This is a genomic window from Novosphingobium rosa NBRC 15208, assembly GCF_001598555.1.
GTDB lineage: Bacteria > Pseudomonadota > Alphaproteobacteria > Sphingomonadales > Sphingomonadaceae > Novosphingobium > Novosphingobium rosa.
Map to the genome: position 1 here is coordinate 1 of NZ_BCZE01000102.1, position 21,914 is coordinate 21,914.

15 protein-coding genes are annotated in these 21,914 nt (G+C 64.9%); 3 read left to right on the forward strand and 12 right to left on the reverse strand.

Translation table 11 applies throughout. The features are described 5' to 3' along the window. The 6 genes from SR3_RS27225 to glyA form a co-directional block, all read right to left on the reverse strand. A partial coding sequence (locus SR3_RS27225; protein WP_174549207.1) for a serine dehydratase beta chain occupies nt 1-866 on the reverse strand: 866 nt, incomplete at its 3' end. 3 nt (nt 867-869) lie between these two features. Continuing rightward, a complete protein-coding gene (locus SR3_RS27230; RefSeq protein ID WP_084455966.1) occupies nt 870-1,448 on the reverse strand; it encodes a sarcosine oxidase subunit gamma in 579 nt (192 codons plus the stop codon). After that, nucleotides 1,441-4,437, reverse strand: a complete 2,997-nt coding sequence (locus tag SR3_RS27235) for a sarcosine oxidase subunit alpha family protein (RefSeq protein ID WP_068093500.1) — start codon at nt 4,435-4,437, stop codon at nt 1,441-1,443. The genes SR3_RS27230 and SR3_RS27235 overlap by 8 nt, the downstream gene beginning before the upstream one ends. Next, nucleotides 4,434-4,718 (reverse strand): sarcosine oxidase subunit delta, encoded by a 285-nt coding sequence (locus SR3_RS27240; protein ID WP_068093502.1) that lies wholly within the window; start codon nt 4,716-4,718, stop codon nt 4,434-4,436. The genes SR3_RS27235 and SR3_RS27240 overlap by 4 nt, the downstream gene beginning before the upstream one ends. A gap of 11 nt (nt 4,719-4,729) precedes the next feature. Then, nucleotides 4,730-5,983 (reverse strand): sarcosine oxidase subunit beta family protein, encoded by a 1,254-nt coding sequence (locus SR3_RS27245; RefSeq protein ID WP_068093503.1) that lies wholly within the window; start codon nt 5,981-5,983, stop codon nt 4,730-4,732. Between the two features lie 24 nt (nt 5,984-6,007). Next, complete coding sequence (glyA, locus tag SR3_RS27250) at nt 6,008-7,315, reverse strand: serine hydroxymethyltransferase (protein WP_068093525.1); 1,308 nt, start codon at nt 7,313-7,315, stop codon at nt 6,008-6,010. A 498-nt stretch (nt 7,316-7,813) separates the two neighbouring features. Here glyA and SR3_RS27255 point away from each other — a divergent pair, with 498 nt between their 5' ends. Beyond that, nucleotides 7,814-10,849, forward strand: a complete 3,036-nt coding sequence (locus SR3_RS27255; protein ID WP_068093504.1) for a TonB-dependent receptor domain-containing protein — start codon at nt 7,814-7,816, stop codon at nt 10,847-10,849. 59 nt (nt 10,850-10,908) lie between these two features. Here the strand turns inward: SR3_RS27255 and SR3_RS27260 are convergent, their stop codons facing one another. The 3 genes from SR3_RS27260 to SR3_RS27270 form a co-directional block, all read right to left on the reverse strand. Further along, a complete protein-coding gene (locus SR3_RS27260; RefSeq protein ID WP_068093507.1) occupies nt 10,909-12,360 on the reverse strand; it encodes a TIGR01777 family oxidoreductase in 1,452 nt (483 codons plus the stop codon). Then, nucleotides 12,357-13,046, reverse strand: a complete 690-nt coding sequence (locus SR3_RS27265) for a DUF4166 domain-containing protein (protein ID WP_245654125.1) — start codon at nt 13,044-13,046, stop codon at nt 12,357-12,359. The genes SR3_RS27260 and SR3_RS27265 overlap by 4 nt, the downstream gene beginning before the upstream one ends. 63 nt (nt 13,047-13,109) lie before the next feature. Then, a complete protein-coding gene (locus SR3_RS27270) occupies nt 13,110-13,691 on the reverse strand; it encodes a GbsR/MarR family transcriptional regulator (RefSeq protein ID WP_068093529.1) in 582 nt (193 codons plus the stop codon). Nucleotides 13,692-13,928: 237 nt separating this feature from the next. Between SR3_RS27270 and SR3_RS27275 the strand changes: the two genes are divergently transcribed. Together SR3_RS27275 and SR3_RS27280 are read left to right on the forward strand one after the other, a co-directional pair. Then, complete coding sequence (locus tag SR3_RS27275) at nt 13,929-16,937, forward strand: TonB-dependent receptor (RefSeq protein ID WP_068093509.1); 3,009 nt, start codon at nt 13,929-13,931, stop codon at nt 16,935-16,937. An 86-nt stretch (nt 16,938-17,023) separates the two neighbouring features. Next, complete coding sequence (locus SR3_RS27280; RefSeq protein ID WP_068093512.1) at nt 17,024-17,791, forward strand: DeoR/GlpR family DNA-binding transcription regulator; 768 nt, start codon at nt 17,024-17,026, stop codon at nt 17,789-17,791. On the opposite strand, the gene SR3_RS27285 is transcribed toward SR3_RS27280, so the two are convergent. The 3 genes from SR3_RS27285 to cofC all read right to left on the reverse strand — a co-directional run. Further along, nucleotides 17,767-19,107: a POT-type proton-dependent oligopeptide transporter gene (locus SR3_RS27285; RefSeq protein WP_068093515.1), complete on the reverse strand. Its 1,341-nt coding sequence runs from the start codon at nt 19,105-19,107 to the stop codon at nt 17,767-17,769. The genes SR3_RS27280 and SR3_RS27285 overlap by 25 nt on opposite strands. 64 nt (nt 19,108-19,171) lie before the next feature. Beyond that, entirely contained in the window at nt 19,172-21,238 is a 2,067-nt protein-coding gene (locus SR3_RS27290; protein ID WP_068093519.1) for a phosphocholine-specific phospholipase C, read from the reverse strand. A 218-nt stretch (nt 21,239-21,456) separates the two neighbouring features. Beyond that, nucleotides 21,457-21,914, reverse strand: a 458-nt coding sequence (gene cofC, locus SR3_RS27295; protein WP_068093522.1) for a 2-phospho-L-lactate guanylyltransferase, incomplete at its 5' end; no start/stop codon positions are given.

Here is a 21,914-nt window from a genome sequence, read left to right on the forward strand (position 1 = left end):
CCCGCCGCGCCATTGGTGGGCGCGGTGACGATCTTGCCGCCCGCCGCATTCTCCTCGTTCACCGCGATGGCGAAGAGGCTGATGTGGTCCATGATGTTGTGCGGCGCCTGCCTGTTGCGGAAACGATCCCCGTCCAGCTTCTGCCGCAGCTTCATCGCGCGACGCGGCACCTTCAGGCGTCCGGGCAGAATGCCGTCAGTGCTCATGCCCCGGTCGATGCAGGTCATCATCACCGCGATCACACGGTCGAGATAGTCGTCCAGTTCCGCCGGAGAGATCCTGGCATATTCATTGGCACGCATCACCTCGGGAATGGTGAGGCCGTTCTTATCGCAGATCTCCAGCAGCTCGGCGCCGGTGCTGAACGGAAAAGGCGGCTGCGCCTCATCCTCCAGCGCGGCGTCGCCCACCCTGTCCTCCGGCACAATGAAGCCACCGCCGATCGAGCACCAGCGCTGGGCCAGCACCTCGCCCCCCTCATCATCCAGCGCCCGGAAGCGCAGGGTGTTAGGGTGGACCGGCGTATCGCCGCCACGGTCGAAATAGATGTCGGCATCGGGGTCGAAGGTGATCTCCCGGCCCGCGATCCGCAGCCGCCTGGTTTCGCGCGCGGCCTCCACCACCGTGTCGATCTGCTCGGGCTCGATGGTGTCGGGCAGGAAACCGGCGAGGCCCAGGACCACCGCCTTGTCGGTCACATGCCCCGCCCCCGTCCAGGCCAGCGAGCCGAGCAGATCGCATTGCACCTTGCTGAAGGAGAGCCCCTTCAACGCCCCGGCAAAACTGTGCCCGGCCTTCATCGGACCCACCGTATGCGATGAGGACGGCCCGATGCCGACGCGGAACAGGTCTCTCACCCCCAGCATGGATCAGCCCTCTTCCTCGGCGATGCGCAGCAGCCCTTCGACATAGCGCGCGAAGGAGCGCCAGACCTCGATATGGAAGCTGTGCGCGCCGGTGCGCCACAGCACCACCTCGGCCTTGTCAAACATCGTGCGGGTGCAGGCGCCGACCGGGAAGGCGGCCTCGCGCAGATCGAGCGCGCAGCCGCTGGCCAGCAGATCCTCGACATGCGGGCTTTCAAGGCCCAGCGCGACCTGACGGTGGCTGACATCGACCAGCGCCACCAGCGCATCGCCCAGCTTCTGCTGCAGCGAGGCGGCCCAGCTGTCATGCGGCTCGCTGGAGATAAGCAGCCATTCGTCGGGGCCCAGCCACAGGGCGGAGAGGTCATCCTGCGTGGCGGAGCGGTTGGCTTCGCGCGGCAGGGTGACGCCAAGACGCTCGCTCACCGCATCGATAAGGTCTTCCGAGACGCGCAGCACGGCGCGCCCGAAATGGCCCAGCGGGGCGATGACCTTGCTGTGCCCCGTGAAGGGCGAGGCGACGGCGGCGCTGCCCGCCTCCTTGTGGGAGGCGGCAGGCGAAACAAGAGTCAGGTCAGACATTGACGCGGGCACCTTCCGGATCGAAGAAAACAGTGGGAGCAACCTGAACGCCGATCACGCTGTCGGGCATCGGCACATAAAGGCTTTCGCCCAGCCGCTGCCGCCCACCGCGCACCAGCGCCAGAGCAATCGGCTTGCCCAGCACCGCGCTGTAATAGGATGAGGTGACATGGCCGATCGGCACCTTCGGCGCTGCAGGATCGACGATCTGCGCCCCCTCTTCCAGCACGGTCCGCCCGTCGCTGGAGATCAGGCCGACCAGTTGCTTGCGATCCGGCGCGGTGAGCGCCGGGCGCTGCAGAGAACGCTTGCCCACGAAATCCGGCTTGGCCTTGCCGATGGCCCAGCCCAGGCCCGCGTCATCGGGCGTCACCGTACCGTCGGTTTCCTGACCCACGATGATATAGCCCTTTTCGGCACGCAGAACGTGCATCGTCTCGGTGCCATAGGGCACCATGTCGAAGGCCTTGCCGCGCTCCCAGATCGCTTCCCAGACCATGCGGCCATAGCCGCTGGGCACATTGACCTCGAAGCCCAGCTCCCCGGTGAAGCTGACGCGCATCAGGCGCAGCGGCACACCGCAGATCTTGCCGTCGCCGATGCTCATATGCGGGAAGGCTTCGGCGGAAACGTCCAGATCCTCGATCAGCGGCGCGATCACCTCGCGCGCCTTGGGCCCCTGCACCGCGATCACCGACCATTGCTCGGTGGTGGAGGTGAGCCAGACCTTCAGATCGCCCCATTCGGTCTGGAGGTAATCCTCCATCATGCCCAGCACACGCGCCGCGCCGCCCGTGGTGGTGGTGACGTGGAAGCGGTCCTTGGCCACACGGCCCACCACGCCATCGTCCGTCACGAAACCATCCTCGCGCAGCAGCACGCCATAGCGGCACTTGCCCACGCCCAGCTTGGTCCAGGCATTGACGAAGAAGCGGTTCATGAATTCGGCGGCATCGGGCCCGACGATCTCGATCTTCCCCAGCGTGGAGGCGTCGAAGATGCCCACGCTCTTGCGCACGCCCAGGCATTCGCGGTTGACGGCGGCATGCAGGTCTTCCCCATGCTTGGGGAAGTAATGCGCGCGCTTCCAGTTGCCGACATCCTCGAAGGCCGCGCCCTGCGCCACAGCCCAGTCGTTGATGGCGGTGACCCGCGCCGGATCGAAGAGCATGCCGCGCGCATGGCCCGCCAGCGTGCCGAAGGTGATCGGCGTGTAAGGCGTGCGGAAGGTGGTGAGGCCGATCTGCGGGATGCTGCGCCCCGTGGCTTCCGAAACGATGCCCAGCGCGTTGATGTTCGACAGCTTGCCCTGATCGGTGGCCATGCCGGTGGTGGTGTAGCGCTTCACATGCTCGATGGAGAGGAAGCCCTCACGCGTGGCCAGCACGATGTCCTTGGCGGTGACGTCATTCTGCCAGTCGACAAAGGCCTTGGCCTTGCTGAGATCGGCGGAGGTCGGCGCCGCGCCCAGATAGCCGCCGCTGCCGATGGCGTGCTTGACGGTCACCTGCGGATGGAAAGCGGGCGTGCCGGGCGTAAAACCGGCGGCCTGCGCCGCCTCGCGCCCGGCATCCACGCCATCGGCCAGCGCCTCGGCCAGAGCGAAACGCCCGCGTGAGGCGCCGGCGGAGCGCTCGGCCTCGGCGGAGTCGCCGGGCAGATAGGCCTGCAGCTTGTTATCCCACACCAGCTTGCCGCGCGACTGCGAGAAAAGGTGGACGCTGGGGGTGAAGCCGCCCGCCATCAGCACCGCGTCGCAGGCGAAATTGCTGCGCATGCCCGCCGCTGTCATCGTGATGGAGGAGACGCGCAGCTTGCCCGAGGTGCCCTCGATCTTCGCCTCGGTCAGCACATTCAGGCCAGCCTGAACCGCGCGATCCGACACCACCGAACGGCCACGGATATCGGCGATCACGGCGATGTCCACGCCCACCGCCTTCAGCTCATGGGCGGCGCGATAACCGCTGTCATGTGCGGTGACCACGGCCACCTTCTGGCCCACCGCCACGCCATATTCCTGCAGATAGGTGCGCGCGGCATCGGCCAGCATGATGCCGGGGCGGTCGTTCTCGGGGAAGACCAGCGGGCGCTCGATGGCGCCGGTGGCGATCACCACCTGCGCGGCGCGCACCTGCCACAGCCTCTCGCGCGGGGCGCCCCTGGCCAGCACGGCCAGATGGTCGGTCAGCTTTTCGCACAGGCCGATCCAGTTGTGCGGGTAATAGCCAAAAGCGATGGTGCGCGGCAGCAGGGTGACATTGGGCTGCTTCTCAAGGAAGGCCAGCACCTCCTTGCGCCATGCGCCTGCCGAGTACCAGTCCTCGCCTTCGCCGCTGATGTTGGTGTCCGCCGCCGCCAGCAGCGACCCGCCCATCACCGGGCGATCATCGGCCAGAATGACGCGCGCGCCAGTGGCGGCGGCCTCCTTCGCGGCGGCCAGACCCGCCGGGCCCGCGCCGATCACCAGCACGTCGCAATGGGCGTAACGCTGGGTGTAGACATCGGGGTCGGGCTGGCTGGGGGCCACGCCCAGGCCGGCGGCCTCGCGGATGCGCGGCTCATACCATTTGTCCCAGGCGCTCTTGGGCCACATGAAGGTCTTGTAATAGAAGCCTGCCGGGATGAAGCGGCTCAGCCACTTGTCATTGACCTCCATCCGGTCGTGTTCGAGGCTGGGGTTGCGGTTCTGGCTGACCGCGTTCAGCCCCTCATACAGCTCCACCTGCGTGGCCAGCAGATTGGGCGTGTAGCGCGCGGCGTCACGGCGGATGCCGACCAGCGCATTGGGCTCATCCGCGCCAATGCCCAGAATGCCACGCGGGCGGTGATATTTGAACGAGCGGCCCACCAGATGCACGCCATTGGCCAGCAGCGCCGAGGCCAGCGTGTCACCCTGATGGCCGGTGTAGCTCTTGCCGTCGAAGGTGAAGTTGATGGGGCGGGACGGATCGACGCGGCCCGTGCCCTTGATGCGGAATTGCTTGCTCATGGCCGTGTCACCTCGGGAGCCTTCTCGCCCACCTTGTAGGTGGCGAGGAAATGATCAGTGCGCGTGTCGCGCAGGGCGTTGAAGAAGCGGGCGCAGCCGTGAAGGTGGCGCCAACGCTCGGCATGGATGCCCTTGGTGTTCTCACGCAGGTAGAGATAGCCGGTCCAGTCCTCGTCGTTGAGGTCGGCGGGCTGCACCGGGCGGTCGATGTGGGCCTGGCCGCCATAGGCGAATTCAAGCTCGGGACGGGCCCCGCAATAGGGGCAGTTGATGATCAGCATGGCGGTCTGCCTTAGTGCGCGACGGCCGCGGCGGCGGCTTCGTCGATCATGAATCCATCGCGGAAACGCTCGATCGTGTAGGGAGCGTTGATCGGATGCGGCTCGTCCTTCGCGATGGTGTGCGCGAAGAGATGGGCGGCGCCCGGCGTGGCCTTGAAGCCGCCCGTGCCCCAGCCGCAATTGACGTAAAGCCCCTTCACCGGCGTCTTGGCGATGATCGGCGAGCGGTCCGGCGTCACGTCCACGATGCCGCCCCAGTTGCGCAGCATGCGCATGCGACGGAACTGGGGGAACAGCTCGCAGATCGCCTCCAGCGTGTGGGTGGCGATGTGAAGCCCGCCGCGCTGGGTGTAGCTGGTGTAGATATCCGTGCCGGCGCCGATCACCAGTTCGCCCTTGTCTGACTGGCTCATATAGGCGTGGATGGTGTTGGACATCACCACGCAGGGGAAGATCGGCTTGACCGGTTCCGACACCAGCGCCTGAAGCGGATAGCTTTCGAGCGGCAGGCGCACATCGGCCATGCCCATCACCACGCTGGTATGGCCCGCCGCCGAGACGCCGACCTTGCGCGAGCCAATAAAGCCGCGCGTGGTCTCCACGCCCAGCACCGCGCCATTGGCGTCGCGGCGGATGCCGGTGACCTCGCAATTCTCGATGATGTCGACGCCCAGCGCATCGGCGGCGCGGGCATAGCCCCAGGCCACAGCGTCATGGCGCGCCGTGCCGCCGCGACGCTGCAGCGCCGCGCCCAGCACCGGATAGCGCACATTGGGATCGATGTTGAGCGAGGGGCAGAATTCCTGCGCCTGCTCGGGCGTCAGCCATTCATTGTCGACGCCATTGATGCGGTTGGCATGGACGTGGCGCTTGAACACCTGAATGTCATGGATGTTATGCGCCAGCATCATCACGCCGCGCTGGGAGAACATCACATTGTAGTTCAGCTCCTGGCTCAACCCCTCCCACAGCTGGAGCGCGTGATCGTAGAGCGCCGCGCTCTCATCGAAGAGGTAGTTGGAGCGGATGATGGTGGTGTTGCGGCCCGTGTTGCCGCCCCCGATCCAGCCCTTTTCCAGCACGGCCACATTGGTGATGCCATGGACCTTGGCAAGGTAATAGGCCGCGCCAAGGCCATGCCCGCCGCCACCGACGATGATGGCGTCATAGCCGGGCTTGGGCTGGGCATTGCGCCATTGGGGTTTCCACCCCTGATGGCGGCCAAGCCCGTGGCGCAGAAGGGAGAGTGCGGAAAAGCGCTGCATGGGAGCGTACCTTCGAAAAGCGGCTCAGCCGCGCGCGGTGTCGTAGATCGGATAGCGGGCGCAGAGCGCGACCACCTCGGAGCGGACCTCGCGGATCAGCGCATCGGGCACCTCGCCCTGCGAGGCGGCATCGAGGATGCGGTTGATCAGATGGCCGACTTCCTCGAAGGCCGCCGCATCGAAGCCGCGCGTGGTGAGCGCGCCCGAACCCAGACGGATGCCAGATGTCACGAAAGGTTTCTCCGGATCGAAGGGGATGCCGTTCTTGTTGCAGGTGATGCCCGCCTCATCGAGGACATGCTCGGCCAGCTTGCCGGTCAACCCCTTGGGCCGCAGATCGACCAGCACGACATGGGTGTCCGTGCCGCCCGAGACGATCTTGTAGCCATTGCGCTCCAGCACGGCGGCAAGGGTCTTGGCGTTCTCGATCACGCGGCGGGCATAGTCGGCGAAATCGGGGCGCAGCGCCTCGCCGAAGGCCACGGCCTTGGCGGCGATCACATGCTCCAGCGGGCCGCCCTGAATGCCGGGGAAGATCGCCGAGTTGAACTTCTTGGCCAGCGCCTCCTCATTGGTCAGGATCAGGCCGCCACGCGGACCACGCAGCGTCTTATGCGTGGTGGAGGTGACGACATGGGCGTGTTCGATCGGGTTGGGATGCTGGCCACCGGCCACCAGACCCGAGAAATGCGCCATATCGACCATCAGCTTGGCATCGACCGAATCCGCGATCTCGCGGAAGCGCCTGAAATCGATCTGGCGCGGATAGGCCGAACCGCCCGCGATGATCAGCTTGGGGTGATACTCCTGCGCCAGCGCGGCGACAGCATCGTAATCGATACGCTGGTCATCCTCACGCACGCCATATTGCACGGCGTTGAGCCACTTGCCCGAGAAGGTGGGCGCGGCGCCATGGGTCAGGTGGCCGCCATGGGCCAGGCTCATGCCCAGCAGCGTGTCGCCGGGCTGGAGCAGGGCATATTGCACCGCCATATTGGCCTGAGCGCCTGAATGCGGCTGAACATTGGCGAATTGCGCGCCGAACAGGCGACAGGCGCGATCGATGGCGAGCTGTTCGGTGACATCGACATGCTCGCAGCCGCCGTAATAGCGCTTGCCGGGATAGCCCTCGGCATATTTGTTGGTCAGCACCGAGCCCTGCGCCTGAAGCACGGCGGTCGAGACGATGTTTTCCGAAGCGATCAGCTCCAGCTTGTCGCGCTGGCGGCCCAGCTCGGCGTTGATCGCGGCATCGACGACGGGATCGGCCTCAGCCAGCTGCCCGCCGAAAAAAGGCGCGGCTGTGACGTCGAGAGAAACGGTGGTTGCCATGTTCAGATCCTCTGCGAGATGGTCTCGGTTATCCGTGGGAGGCAGCTTGCGCGCCAATCGCCCGGCCCGCTCGGATATCCGCGCCGATCTGCTTGAAGATTTGCGCCAAGGTGAAAATTCAAGGCGAGAGGACGGCGGCCCCGAAGCCTGCGCGCGTGGACACACGGCGCCCATCGCCCCGCGTGAACGCAGGCCTTCCGAGAGGCGATAACCGCCCATTGTTCCGGGGTGCGAGCCTGAAGGCCGCCGCCTCTCCATGTCCGAAAAGCGGGCGCTCAGTCGCTGGATGATCGCACAGAAAGACGGGTTAATTATTGTTTAAACCCGACATCCGGCAACCTATTTAATTCCTAAATAGTGATGGATTTTCACCACTTACGCCACACCGCCCCTTGACATGGCGATCCTTACTTACACTAATGTCAGTAGTCGCCAGCAAGGCGATGAGAAGCAACGCCGCCTGGGGCGCATCGGGCGGCACAAAACAGGGACCTGATCATGAGAGAACCCAAACAAGGGGCGCATTCCCTCCAGTTGAAGCTGCTGATCGGCGCGGCTCTTTGCAGCCTGATGCCTGCGGGCATCGCCATGGCGCAGACCACCCCCTCCGACCATGCCGACGAGGATAAGGCCGAGGCCAGCACCATCGTCGTGACCGGATCGCGCATCGCCACCACGGTCATCACCGCGCAGCCGATCACCCGGGTCACGGGTGAGGATATCGCCAAGCGCGGCTTCACCAATCTGGGCATGGCCCTGCTCGATCAACCCGCCTTCAGCACGCCGGGCGCGGGCCCGGTGGGCACCGCCTCAGGCTCTTTCGGCGCGGGCCAGACCTTCGCCAACCTCTATGATCTGGGCTCGCAGCGCACCTTGACGCTGGTCAACGGCAACCGTTTCGTCAGCCCCGCCAGCAGCTCGATCTTCGGCGCGGTGGCAGGCTCTCCGGTCGATCTCTCGCAGATCGCGCCCGCTCTGGTGGACCGGGTCGAGGTCGTCTCGGTGGGCGGCGCGCCGATCTATGGTTCGGACGCCATCGCCGGCACAGTCAACGTCATCCTGAAGAAGAACTATCAGGGTTTTTCAGTCAATGCCTCGCAGGGTATTTCCGGCAAGGGCGACGGGCATGACTTCAACGCTTCGCTGCTGGCGGGCAAGAATTTCGCCGATGGGCGCGGCAATATTGCCGTCAGCGTCTTCTACGATCGCCAGGATGGCATGACCTATGCCGATCGCTCCAGCCTGATCGGCGGCACCAAGCCTTTCACCGGCACCGCGCTGCCCGGGAACAGCTATACGCATCAGCTCTATTATGGCGGACTGCACTATAACCTCTTCACCAACACCGGCATCCCGCTGTTTGCCGATGACATTCCGATCTACAAGGGGCAGCCCTATGCCGGGATCAGCAATGCGGCGGGGCAGGCCCTCTATTTCAACAATGCCGGGCAGTTGACGCCTTTCATCAACGGGCAATTGACCGGGAGCGGGGTGGTTCAGGCCGGAGGCAGCGGCTTCGCCATCGGCAATTACGATAATTTCCTCAACGACAGCGAACGCCTGCAAGGCACGCTGCTGGGCCATTTTGACTTCACCGATCATATTCATTTCAACGGCGAAGTGTGGCTGGGGCGCAACTATGCCTCCAATACGGCGGGGCAGCCCTATTACAACACCGCCCAGTTCAACAGCGCGGGTGAAACCAACGGCAATTTGATCCTCAGCACCGCCAATCCCTATCTCTCCGCCGCCGATCGCCAGACGATCATCAGCAATCTGGCCGCCAATGGCATGCCGACAGACACGTTCTATCTGACGCGCGCCAACACCGATCTGTCCTCCGGCTTCTACCGCACGCGCACCGATCTGATGCGTTTCGTGGGCGGGCTGACCGGCGACTTCAACGCGGGAGAGCGCAATTTCGGCTGGGATGTGACGGTCAATTACGGCCGCTCCACCAGCTCGACCGCCTCGCGCGAGCTGGTGAACCAGAATTTCTACAATGCGCTCAACGCCGTCACCAACGCCAGCGGGCAGATCACCTGCGCGCCGGGCTACACCAGCGCCAACTATCCCACGATCAGCAGCACCTGCGCGCCGCTCAACATCTTCGGCCTTGGCAATGCCAGCCAGGCGGCGCTGAACTACATCACCGCCAATGCCTATACCCATCAGGTCAATTCACAGCTGGATGTGCAGGCCGATGTGAAGGGCGATCTCATCAAACTGCCCGGTGGCTATGCCAAGGGCGTGGTGGGCTATGAATACCGCCGCGAAAGCGCGTTTTTCGATCCCGGCGCTTTCTTCCGGGGCGAATTGCAGAGCGATGGCAGCTACCTCGAATATGGCGGCTCGGTGCCGATCACGCAGGTCTCGGGCAAATTCCATACCAATGAGTTCTTCGGCGAGCTGAACGCGCCGGTCATCGCCCCGGACAATGAGGTGCCCTTCATCTCGCGCCTCGATCTCAATGCGGCGGTGCGTTACGTGAAGCACAGCCTGACCGGCGGTTTCACCTCCTATACGGGCGGCGGCACCTATGCTCCGGTGAAGGGCTTCACCCTGCGCGGCAATTTCACGCGTTCGTTCCGCGCGCCGGCCATCACCGAGCTCTTCGCGCCGAACGGTTCGACCTTCGAACTGGCCAATGACCCCTGCGATCAGCGCTTTATCGCTCAGGGCAACAACCCCGCCGCGCGCGCGGCCAATTGCGCCGCGGCCGGCGTTCCCGCGAATTTCACCTCCAATGTGGTGGATGCCACCGCCAAGGGCACCACAGGCGGCAATCCGAACCTTCAGAATGAAACCGCCAACAGCTGGACGCTGGGCGGCGTGTTGCAGCCCAAGCAGCTGCCCGGGCTGGAAATCAGCGCCGACTATGTCAATATCGACATCCGCAACGAAATCGCCAGCCTGAGCCTGACCGATCTGATGTCGGCCTGTTACGATTCCTCGCTCTCCAGCCCCTTCTGCCGCACCTTCACGCGTGACAGCTCGAGCCAGGTGACCAGTTTCGCGGCAGGCAATTTCAACATCGGCCAGGAAACCTTCCGCGCCCTGCAGGGCAATCTGAAATACCATCTGCCGCTGGAACGGCTGGGCCTCTCCTCGTCGGCGGGCATGCTGGATCTGAACGTCAACTACCTGCATACCTTCCGGCATTATTACCGCGTCGGCGAGGGCGATCTGCAGCATAAGCTGGGCCTGTCGCAGAACCCCGCCAACACCTTCACCGCCACGGCGAATTACACGCGAAAGTCCTTCAACTGGATGGTGCAGGGGATCTATTACGGATCATCCAAGGTCAATCCCGACTCGCCCGATTCTGATTACCAGTATCCCACCATCCATGCCTATGTGACCTTCAACACATCGATTGGCGTGGATGCCACCAAGAACATCAACTTCCGCTTCCTGGTGAACAACGTCTTCAACCGCGGCCTGCCCTTCCCTTACAGCGGGCTGGATTATGCGCGTTATTACGATGCCATCATGGGCCGCTCCTTCCGTGTGACGGCCGGCGTCAAGTTCTGACGTCTGTTTGTTGACAAGCGTGATCCCCGCAGCCGACCACGGCTGCGGGGATCGTTGCGTCACCCGGCCCGATGGGCGCCGACGATCTCCCGCAGGGCTGCATCGATCGTCGGGTAATCGAAGCGGAAGCCGCTGGTCAGCGCGGCCTGCGGCACGACACGCTGCCCCGAAAGCAGCAGCTCCTCGGCAAAATCCCCCAGCACCAGCCGCAGCGGCCAGGCCGGAACAGGGATCAGCGCCGGGCGGTGCAACGCCGCTGCCAGAGCCTGCGTGAAGCGGCGGTTGGTCACGGGCTCGGGCGCGGTGGCGTTGAGCGGGCCGCGCAGCGCCGGCGTGGCGATGGCATGAATGATCAGTCGCACCATATCGTCACGGTGGATCCAGCTCATCCAGTGACGGCCCGTGCCGAAACGCCCGCCCAACCCGAATTCGAACGGCGTGAGCAGCCGCGCCAGCATGCCCCCCTCGCGGTCCAGCACCAGCCCGGTGCGCAGCAGCACGGTGCGTACGCCCAGTGCTTCGGCCTTCAGCGCCGCCTTTTCCCAACGCGCGCAAATCTCATGCGAGAAGCATGGCCGGGCGTCGCCCGCCTCGGTCAGCACCTCATCGCCACGCAGCCCATACCAGCCCATCGCCGAGCCATTGACCAGCACCGGCTTGCGCTCCAGCCTTGCGATCAGCCGCAGCACATCGCGCGTCACCTTAAGCCGCGAGCGCAGGATGCGCTGCCGCTTGGCGCGGGTCCATGGGCTGTCCGAGATGGGCTCGCCCGCCAGATTGACGATGGCATCGATGCGCGCCGTGGCGGCGATCTGGCCCAGATCGGTGACGATGCGGATGGGGTTGCCCAAGGCCATGGCCTTGGCGCGGTTGCGGCTCAGCACGATCACCTCATGCCCGGCGCTGGCCAGCGCCGCCACCAGCCGCTGGCCGATAAAGCCGGTGCCCCCCGTCACCAGCACCGATTGCCGCCCCGGCAGCGCAACGCAGAGCCCTGCCGGATCTGGGCGCACCAGCCGGTCGCAACGCCGCGCCGCCGCCAGATCGCGCAGACCCGAGACGATCACGCCCACGGCTGCCATGGCGCACAATACGCTGATCCAGCCGTAATAGGCTGGCACCAGAGCCGTGGGCTTCGCGCCCAGATGCCACAGCCATGGCACCAGCAGCGCCAGGATCACACCATAGTTGAGCGTCAGCAGCGTATGCAGCACCCGCTCGGTGGCGGGCAGATGGCGGCTGCGATCCTCCTCGACGAAATCCCACAAGGTGATGACCAGCTCGCCCGCCATCAGCGCGATCAGCGCCATGGCGAAAAGCCCGTGGGGCTCGCTCCAACCCAGCATGGCGAACAGCAGCGCATAGGCCAGATTGCGAACACCATGCAGCCGCAACTCGGTCTTTTGCGAAGGGCGCCACGCCAGCCTCTCGGTGCCTTCATGGTGATAGAGCGTGTCCGATCCGCCCATGGCCATCTGGACGAAAACGAAGAACCAGAGCGTTGCAGTCATGGCAGGTCTCCTGCGTGAGTCTGATCGTGGAACAGGCTGGTCTGGCGCATCATCTCGCCCAGCAGGCGGTGGCGCAGGGCCAGCGTGAAGGTAAAGGCGCCTGCGCCCCGGTCCAGATGGTCAATGGTGAGATGGCCTGGCGCCAGCAGGCGGGGCAGCTTCAACCTGAAGCGCCCCAGCCGCAGGAAATAATGGTCGCTGGCAAAACGGATGCCCTGATTTTCGGCCGTCACGGTCAGGGCGATGCCGAAGCCGAGGCCGAGGCCGAGATATTCTTCAAGCCCGGTCGGCCCGGCAAAGCGCTTGGCCGAATGGATCACCTGCGGAAAGCCCTGCCTGCGCGCATAGAGCCGCGTCCAGACCTGACCGCCACTGGCGCCATCCTCGGTCACACTGACCACGGCGGCCAGATCGCCGCCGCGCTCCAGCGGCAGGGGCGCGCCGATCAGACGGCAGGCCTGCGCCAGCAGCCATCCCGCGATGCTCATGCGGCAATCCAGCACCTGCCCGGCATAGCTGGCCGACTGGCCGGGCCCGAGCCTTTTGCCGAAACGGTGCCGCACCCGGTCAGGCAGGCGATCCCAGGCCGCGGCGCCCAGCAGCTGGCGGAAGCGCAGATCGGCCAGAGGCGCGGGTTGCGGGCATCGTGGCATGGGGGTGGTGATGGCGCGCTGGATCATGCTCATCTTGCCGTCCTCCTGAATGATTAGATATTTCTGTAAAAAGAGAAATCATGGAGCAAATGGAGATCAGCCCCCTCCGCCCGGCGACGCATCCTTGCGGCCAACGAATTTGAGCAGATGGATCACCTTGGAGCCCAGCTTGATCAGCCGCATGATCTGCGCCGGGGGGACATGCAGCATCTGATTGTACCAGCCATCCACCGTGGTGACGAAATCATGCATGGTGTGCAGCCGCTCGCGCACGGTGGCGCTGATCTTCGGATCGTCGACATGCTCCATCGCGGCATGCAGCGCGGCGACCATCGGATCGATCTCGCGCTGCTTGCGGCCCTGCGCCACCTTGCTGGCCATCTGCCACATATCGCTTTCGGCGACATAGTGATCGCGCCGGTCGCCCAGCACGGGCACGCGCATCACCAGCTTCCAGTTGAGCAGCTCCTTCAGACTGTTCGACACGTTGGAGCGCGCCATGCCCAGCTTTTCCGAGATGTCCTCGGCGGTCAGCGGGCGTTCGGACAGCAGCAACAGCGCCTGAATCTGCGCCACCGAGCGGTTGACGCCCCATTGCCCCCCAAGATCGCCCCAATGCAGCACGAAGGCCTCCACGGCGGCGGGCAGCTTGCTCGACTCATTTGAAATTTCTGTCATGACAGAAATATCGAACACGAGGAACTTCTTGTCAAGAACCTCCCCTCCTCTCCCGCCCTCAGCATGGATACGCCCACATCAAACGCCCCCCTTGGAGGCCCATGATGCCAAGCCGCAGTCATTTTGTGTGTTTTATGTTTGATTGTCACAAAAATTCCACCAATATCGCCTAACCCCGCGATCAGGACGCGGCTGGACCGCGCCTGCCAGTCTCGTTTCACCAAAAGGGGTTCCTGCATGTTCCGCTCCACGCGCCGCTGCGCGCGCGCTGCCCTGCGCGCGCTGTTGATGCTCGGCACCACGGCGTCCGCCGTCGCCATCACCACGACTGCCGTGCAGGCGCAGGATTACACCAACATCGCGGCCTCGGGCCGGGTGACCGGGCAGGATGGCGCGCCCATCGCCAATGCCGAGGTGAAGATCACCTCTTCCGACCGTGGCGTCAGCCGCAGTGTGAAGACCGATGGCACGGGCGCCTATACGATCCCGCAGCTCTCGCCGGGCAATTACGACGTCACCATCGCGGCCGAAGGCTTCGCGACCTACAGCGAGCGCAGCATTGCCCTGACGCGCGAGACCGGCGGCGCCAACAGCTTCCGCCTGGCTCCCGCCGCGCATGGCGGCGACATCGTGGTGAAGGGCTCGCGCCAGCGCGTCGCCGATTTTCAGGACACCACGATCGGCAGCACGATCAATCTGGGCACGCTGACCCAGCATGTGCCCATCGGACGCTCGCTGCGCGATGTAATGCTGCTGACGCCGGGCACGGTGCAGGGTTCCTCGCCCTCGAATGCCGGCTTTGCCAATCAGGTCTCGATCGGCGGCGCGGCCTTTACCGAGAACGCCTTCTACATCAACGGCCTGAACGTTACCGATTTCGTATCCGGCGGCCAGCCCACCGAAGTGCCCTTCGACTTCTACCAGACCGTCGAGGTCAAGACGGGTGGCGCCCCCGCCGAATTCGGCCGCGCGACGGGCGGCTATGTGGTGGCCACCACCAAATCGGGCTCGAACCAGTTCCACGCCAGCGTCACCGCGCTGGCCGAGCCCAACGCCCTGCGCGCCAGCTCCCCCGCGACCCGCACCACCGATTACGCCCATGCCCGCGCCAGCCGGGAAGAACTGATCCTGCAGGCCAGCGGCCCGATCATCAAGGACCATCTGTTCTTCTACGGCCTCTACAACTTCCGCGACATCACCTCTTTCACCCCCGCGAAGAATCAGGGCAACGCCACCGGCACCGTCAACCGCAGCCCCTTCTGGGGCGGCAAGATCGACGGCTACATCACTGGCGACCACCATTTCGAATTCACCTATTTCGATTCGACCAATGACACCCGCAACCGCAGCTATGACTGGAACACCACCACCCTCACGCGCGGCGCGGAAACCGGCGGCACCAATGCGCGCGCCGGCGGCATCAACTATGTGGGGCGCTACACCGGCACCTTCACCCGCTGGCTGACACTGTCGGGCGCTTATGGCGTCAACAAGCTGCGCTCGGGCAATCTGCCGCTCGACACCGTCAATTCGCAGGTGACCGATTACCGCACCGATCCCGCCGGCATCCAGATCGGCGCCAACAAGGTGACCGACGCTTTCAGCGAAACCGACGACACGCGCCGCTTCTACCGCATCGATGCCGATCTGCAGTTCCATCTGGCGGGCGCGCATCATATCCGCTTCGGCTACGATCACGAGACCGACACGCAGGTCCAGACCTTCCAGACCATCGGCGCGGGGGCCTTCAAGATCTACAACGTCACGGCGGATTCGGCGGACCGCATCGGCCTGCCGGTGGGCACGACCTATTACACCACCCGCGTCTATGCCCAGAACGGCACCGCCCATGTGCGCAATGAAGCCTTTTACATTCAGGACCAGTGGTCGCTCTTCGACAACCGCCTGCGGCTGGATCTGGGGCTGCGCAACGACCGCTTCAGCAATCAGGGCGTGAACGGCAAGTCCTTCTTCTCATCGGGCAACCAGTGGGCGCCGCGTGTCGGCGCCTCCTTCGATCCGGCGGGCGACGGGCGGACGAAGATCTTCGGCTCCTATTCCAAATATTACCTGCCGATGGCGGGCGACATCAATCTGAACGTCGCGGGCAGTCTGGTCACCTACACGCGCTACAACCGCTTCAATGGCCTTGGTGCCAACAACATTCCGGTCGCGGGCACACCGCTGCTCAATGTGGCCAACACCAAGGCCTGCCCCGACACCGGCATCGCCAATTGCGAGGTTTCGGCGGATGGCTCGGCCTTCAATCCTGCGGGCACCATCGCCACCAACATCAAGCCGCAGTCCGACAATGAGTTCATCATCGGCGTGCAGCATCAGTTCGGCGACCGCATCCGCATCGGCGCCAGCTTCACCCATCGCGAGCTGACCAATGTGATCGAGGATATGTCGATCGATCTGGCGGCGCGCAAATATTGCATCGGGCGGGGCATGTCGGTGGCGGCCTGCACCTCCACCTTCTCGGGCGGCAACCAGTTCGTCATCGCCAATCCGGGCAAGGACGTGACGGTGCAGCTCAACAAGCTGCCCGATGGCTCGACCCCGGTGGTAACGCTGAAAGCCGCCGATCTGGGCTATCCCAACCCCAGCCGCCACTACAATGCGCTGACCCTGACCTTCGACCGCAGCTTCGACCAGAAGTGGAGCCTTTCGGCCTCCTACACCCTCTCCTTCAACAAGGGCAATTACGAGGGCGGCGTGCGGTCCGAGAACGGTCAGGCCTCGATCAACCGCAGCGCCGATTTCGACTCGCCCGGCTTCGTCAACGGCGCCTATGGCTATCTGCCCAGCGACCGCCGCCACAGCTTCAAGGCCTATGGCAGCTACCGCCTGTTCTCCTTCCTCGATCTGGGCGGCAATGCCATCGTGCAATCCGCCGCCCATTACAGCTGCATCGGCGCGGTGCCGCTCAGTGTGGATGCCTATGCCAACACCTATCACGGCTATGGCTATTACTGTCAGGGCCAGCTGATCCCGCGCGGCACCGCCTTCATGGGCGACTGGCTGACCCAGTTCGACATCAGCGCGGTGGCCCATCTGCCGCTGCCGCGCGGGGTGGATGCCTCGATCCGGCTCGATGTGTTCAACCTGTTCAACAGCCAGTCGGTCACCGCCTACAACAATTTCGGCGAGCAGGGCGACGGATCGGTCAACCCCGATTACCGCATCCCGGTCAATTACCAGAACCCGCGTTCCGTCCGCCTGACGGCGCGGATCGGTTTTTAAAGATCGGCTGCGGGCCGATCCTTCGAGGGCGGCCCGCGATTGCAAAAGCATACAGCGCCGGGCAAACACCCAACCGGCGACAAGCGATGGAGGCCACAATCGAAAAGCGATCACAGCGTCAGCGCGAAATCATCGCGCGGATGCGCAGCGGGCGGACCCTGTCGGTGATGGCGCTGGCCGGCGATCTGGCCGTCTCGGACGAGACGATCCGCCGCGAGCTGCGCGCGCTGGAGGAACAGGGCGTCATCATCCGCGAGCATGGCGGGGCGCGTCTGGCCACGCAGGTGCATGAAGGGCCGCTCAACCAGCGCATGGAGGAAAATGCCGACGCCAAGCTGCGCATCGCCCGCGCCGCGGCGGAGCTGGTGGATGATGGCGCGATCGTCTTCATCGATTCCGGCACCACCAGCTGTTTTATCGCGCGCCAGCTGGTCGAAAGGCGCGCCCTGACGGTGATCACCAATTCGCTGCAGGTGGCCAGCGATCTGGGCGGCATCAACAACAACAAGCTGTTCCTCGCCGCCGGGCAGATGGATTACGATTATCGCGCCTTTTCAGACCATGTGGCGCAGGATTATGTGCGCGGCTTTACGCCGCATCTGGCGATCCTTTCGGTGGGCGGGATCAGCATCGAGCGGGGCCTGATGGACTTCCATCCCGGCGAGGCCGCCATGAGCCGGATCGCCTATGCCACATCGAAACGCGTGCTGCTGGCCGCCGATGCCTCGAAGATCGGGCGTTATGCGCTGATCCAGACGGCGGAGCTCACGGATGTCGACATCCTCGTCACCGACCGGCCGCTGGCGGAGGATTACGCCCGCGCCTTCGCTCACGCCGAGGTGGTGATCGCCTGACGGCGGCGGGCTTCCCCCACCAGCGGCAGCCCGGCCACCAGCATCAGCAAGGCGCCGCATCCCGCCACCCCGGCATGCAGCAGCCAGAAGGCGGGGGCGCCGATCCTGTCGTAATAGGCCCCGCTGAAGCCAACCCAGAGGTTGGCGAAGAAGCCGTGGAGATAGAACAGCCCCATCCAGAAGCCGACCCGGCGTTGCGGGGCGGCCCCGGCGATCAGGCTGAGGCCCGAGGGCCAGATCAGCACGATCGCCGCATCGATGAGCAGCACATAAGCAATGGCCCAGAACAGCGGCAGCGATGGACCTTCCACGCTGCCGATGGTCAGGATCAGATAGCCCGCCATGCAGCACAGCCCGCCCAGCAACACCTGCACGCTGGCGCTGATGCCGCGCCCGCGCCTCTCCAGCGCGCGCGTCGCCCCTTGCGACAGGCCAATCAATGCCAGCGTGAACGCGCCATCCAGCGAGAGAAACCACGCCACCGGCATCGCCCAGCCCCCCAACCGCAGATCGAGATGCGCCCGCGCCCAGATCAGGAAGATGTTGTTGAGCTGCTCGTAAGCGGCAAAGCAGAGATAGACGGCGGCCAGCGCGACGACCAGCAGGCCCACGGCCGGAGAAGCGCCCGATGGCGCCGGCCGCGCCATCGCCGCCGGGGCCCGCACGATCTCCGCGCCGCCGCGCGCATAGCAGGCCAGCCCGATGGCCAGCCCCGCCGCCGCCGCGCCAAGACCCCAGAGCGGCCCATGCAACAACGCCAGCCCGCCGCACACCAAAGGGCCGCCGATCGTGCCCGCATTGAGAAAGCCGAGATAGGCGGTGTAGGCCCGCCGCCGCCGCGCCTCATCGGCAAACAGCATGCCAAGCTGCGCGGAGAGATTGCCCTTCAGCAGGCCGGTGCCGAGCGCGAAAGGGATCAGGCCGATCAGAAAGCTGCCGCGCTCCAGCATCAGCATCAGGCCCAGCAACATGCCGCCTCCGCCGCCCAACACCAGCAGGCGGCGGCTTCCGCCCAGATCGCCCACCAGCCCTCCCAGCGGGATGGAAAGATAGATCAACGCATTGGCGCAGCCATAAAGCTGCGAGGCGAAACCGGTTGTGGAGACGGGCCCCAGCAGCGCGGCGACCGCCATATGCAGCGTCGTGGCCCCAGCCACGCGGCCAAGGTCTCCGGCCAGCACCTGATCGACCAGCATCAGCACCAGCAGCGACTTCACCCCCGCCATGGCGAAGCGTTCCCAGAACTCCATCATCGCCAGCGCCAGAAAGCGCGGTTCCATGATCAGGCTGCCGGTGGTGGTCCCCTCGTCGTCCATGTCGCCTTTCCTCGCCGATGGGCGGGGCTAGGCCGGTTCTGCAACACGGTGATGACAATGGGCCTCAAACAGGATGAGGAAAGGCCGGGGCGGGCTCGCTGACACCGGGACGGCCGGTTTCGACATGCCCGGCCAGACGCAGGCGAGCGCCCTGCGCGCTGGTCAGCAACAGATCGTACCAGCGATGATCGGCCAGCGGGATGGCGCGCTGCATCGTGCCGGAGAGCGCGAACCGATCCCGCGTGCCGCCATGGGCGCAATGCATGGTGATGTTCGTCGCCGCGCCGCGACAGGCCAGATACAGCGTTCCGCCGCTGCCATCCTCGCGCCAGAGGATCTGCGCGGCGATCTGCCCGGCATGGGCCGGGCCGCGAAACTCGCGCTGGAAACCGTTGGGCCCCCGCACCACCAGAGCATGCGGCTGATCCGGGCGCAAAGGCCAGTCTTCCTTCAGCCGCGATCTTGCCGCCACGGTGAAAGAGCGCCAGCCGGGAAAGGCAATCTCATCCTGCACGCCAAAGACCAGGCCCACCGGGCCATCATTGATGAAATGCAGCGTAAGTCCCGCATCGCTCCAAACCGGCTCGACGGCGAAGCGATAGGGCAGCGCGCGCGCCAGGCGCGTGCCGGGCTCCTGCGCCGGCACCGTTTTGGCAGTGGCGATGGCCGGCGGCGGCGCAGCCTTGCACAGCTGCCGGGTCTCGGCGATGTACCCCGCCACCGAGGGCAGCGCTTTCAGCCAGCTTGTATCGCGCCGCGCCTCAGCCGGCACATCAAAATCGAAGATGGACGTCAGATCGCCGCAGATCGCGCGCCGCCATGGCGAAATGTTCGGCTCGGCCACGCCGAAGCGCTGCTCCAGAAAACGCAGCACCGAGGTATGGTCGAACAGCTGCGAATTGACCCAGCCACCGCGCGTCCAGGGCGAGATCACCATCATCGGCACGCGCGGCCCCAGCCCCACCGGTTCGCCCTGCCAGGTCTCTCCGCGCACATCGACATTGCCCGCGCCATAATGCGGGGCAATGGCGGGCATGGGGGCAGGAACATGGTCGAAAAAGCCGTCATTTTCGTCGTAATTGAGGATAAAGGCCGTCTTGGCCCAGACCTTGGGATTGGCAGCCAGCGCGGCAACCAGCTGACCGATCAGCACCTCGCCGAAGGGGACCGGCGCGTCGGGATGCTCGCTCATCTGCATCATCGGCACGATCCACGAAACCTGCGGCAGGCGGTCCGCCGCCACATCCTTGGCGAAGGCGGCAATCAGATGGCGAGCCTGCGTTTTCTCCGGATCGTCCGGCGCAACGCCATCGATCCAGTCCACATAGGCCCGCCCGCGTTTGTACCGGGACGAGGCTTTGTCCAGCTTGCGGAATTCCCGGAAATAACCCAGCGGATTGTCGGAATAATTGGCCAGTTCCTGATAGACCTTCCATGATACGCCCGCCTCCTCCAGCCGCCCGGCATAGGTGCGCCAGGGCAGGCCGTCGCTGTCATCGTCGCGGGCCATATCGGCGCCGGGGTTGGGATCGCTGCCGCCATTGGTGACGCAATGGTCACCCTCCTGGCCCACGCTCAGCCCGCTGGTGCCGGTGAAATGGAACAGGCGGTTCGGCCCCGTCGGCCCCTGCAGCGAGCAGTGATAGGCATCGCAGATGGTGAACTGGTCGGCCAGCGCGTAATAATAGGGCAAATCGGCGCGGGTGAGATGCGCCATGGTCAGCGGCCCCTTCTGATCGGCCCAGACGTCCCAGTTGCGCCAGCGTGCCTGACTGTCCTTCCAGCTATGATCGAGGCCGGTGAAACAGCGCGCATTGCTACTGTTGTAATCGAGCCGGAAGGGCCAGGCGATCTGGCCCCCGTCGCGGTCCGCGCGGCGCTGCGCCCAGACCGGCCTGCCGCCCGGCAGGGTCACCGGGCGCGAATCGCCAAACCCGCGCACGCCGCGCAAACTGCCGAAATAGTGATCGAAGGAGCGGTTCTCCTGCATCAGGATCACGACATGCTCGATATCCCTGATCGATCCACTTTTGCCCAGGCGATGCAGCGCGCCTGCCGGGCGGGCCATGGCCGCCGCGGCAACCGCCGCGCTCGACGTGCCGAGAAGAAACATCCTGCGATTGATCGTCACACCCGGCTTCCGTTCGTTTCAACTGCCCCTTCCCCCAGGACGCTATGCGGAAGCTCTGTGACGATACCATGAAAATGCCCGATTTTTGATGCCTTTGCACATAATTTCATCAAACCTTGCTCTGCGAAGCATCACTCGCCAGAGCGCACGACCGATTGCACCTCATATCCACCGAAGGCGAGGCGACATCGAACCGCCCCGCCCGGTCATCAGGTCAATCATGCTTTATGCAGCAAAATGTCCAGATCCTGGGGCGTATCGATGTCGCGGGCGAGGCCGGGGCGCAGGACGATCTCGCAGTCCAGTCCAGCTTGTGTCGCGGCAGCCTGATGCGCGGCGCGGCTGTCCTCGCCAAAATGCAGTGGCAGGCTGGTGGGCTGGGTCAGATAGAGCGCATTGGTGCCGCGCTGCGCCAGATCGGTGGCGATCCTCACCGCGCCGCCGGGCGAGAGCATGGCCTCCAGATCCTGTACGCTGAGCCATGGCAGGTCCGAACTGACGATCAGCACCGGCGCGCGGCGGCTGCGGTCCAGCACCAGCAACGCCTGTGCCAGAGCCGGATTGTGCCCCGCGCAGCTTTCGCGCAGCGCCATGGCCCCACCCTTGCGCGCCTGCTCCAAGGCGCTTTCATCGCGGCTCACCACCAGAACATCGGCGGGGGCGCTGAGCGCCTGCC

Bases quoted from the DNA above. Each gene is read 5' to 3' on its own strand.
- SR3_RS27235 (WP_068093500.1), bottom strand. From the start codon at position 4,437: ATGAGCAAGCAATTCCGCATCAAGGGCACGGGCCGCGTCGATCCGTCC.
- SR3_RS27240 (WP_068093502.1), bottom strand. From the start codon at position 4,718: ATGCTGATCATCAACTGCCCCTATTGCGGGGCCCGTCCCGAGCTTGAA.
- SR3_RS27270 (WP_068093529.1), bottom strand. From the start codon at position 13,691: ATGACAGAAATTTCAAATGAGTCGAGCAAGCTGCCCGCCGCCGTGGAG.
- glyA (WP_068093525.1), bottom strand. From the start codon at position 7,315: ATGGCAACCACCGTTTCTCTCGACGTCACAGCCGCGCCTTTTTTCGGC.
- SR3_RS27280 (WP_068093512.1), top strand. From the start codon at position 17,024: ATGGAGGCCACAATCGAAAAGCGATCACAGCGTCAGCGCGAAATCATC.
- SR3_RS27255 (WP_068093504.1), top strand. From the start codon at position 7,814: ATGAGAGAACCCAAACAAGGGGCGCATTCCCTCCAGTTGAAGCTGCTG.
- SR3_RS27265 (WP_245654125.1), bottom strand. From the start codon at position 13,046: ATGAGCATGATCCAGCGCGCCATCACCACCCCCATGCCACGATGCCCG.
- SR3_RS27230 (WP_084455966.1), bottom strand. From the start codon at position 1,448: ATGTCTGACCTGACTCTTGTTTCGCCTGCCGCCTCCCACAAGGAGGCG.
- SR3_RS27260 (WP_068093507.1), bottom strand. From the start codon at position 12,360: ATGACTGCAACGCTCTGGTTCTTCGTTTTCGTCCAGATGGCCATGGGC.
- SR3_RS27245 (WP_068093503.1), bottom strand. From the start codon at position 5,983: ATGCAGCGCTTTTCCGCACTCTCCCTTCTGCGCCACGGGCTTGGCCGC.
- SR3_RS27285 (WP_068093515.1), bottom strand. From the start codon at position 19,107: ATGGACGACGAGGGGACCACCACCGGCAGCCTGATCATGGAACCGCGC.
- SR3_RS27275 (WP_068093509.1), top strand. From the start codon at position 13,929: ATGTTCCGCTCCACGCGCCGCTGCGCGCGCGCTGCCCTGCGCGCGCTG.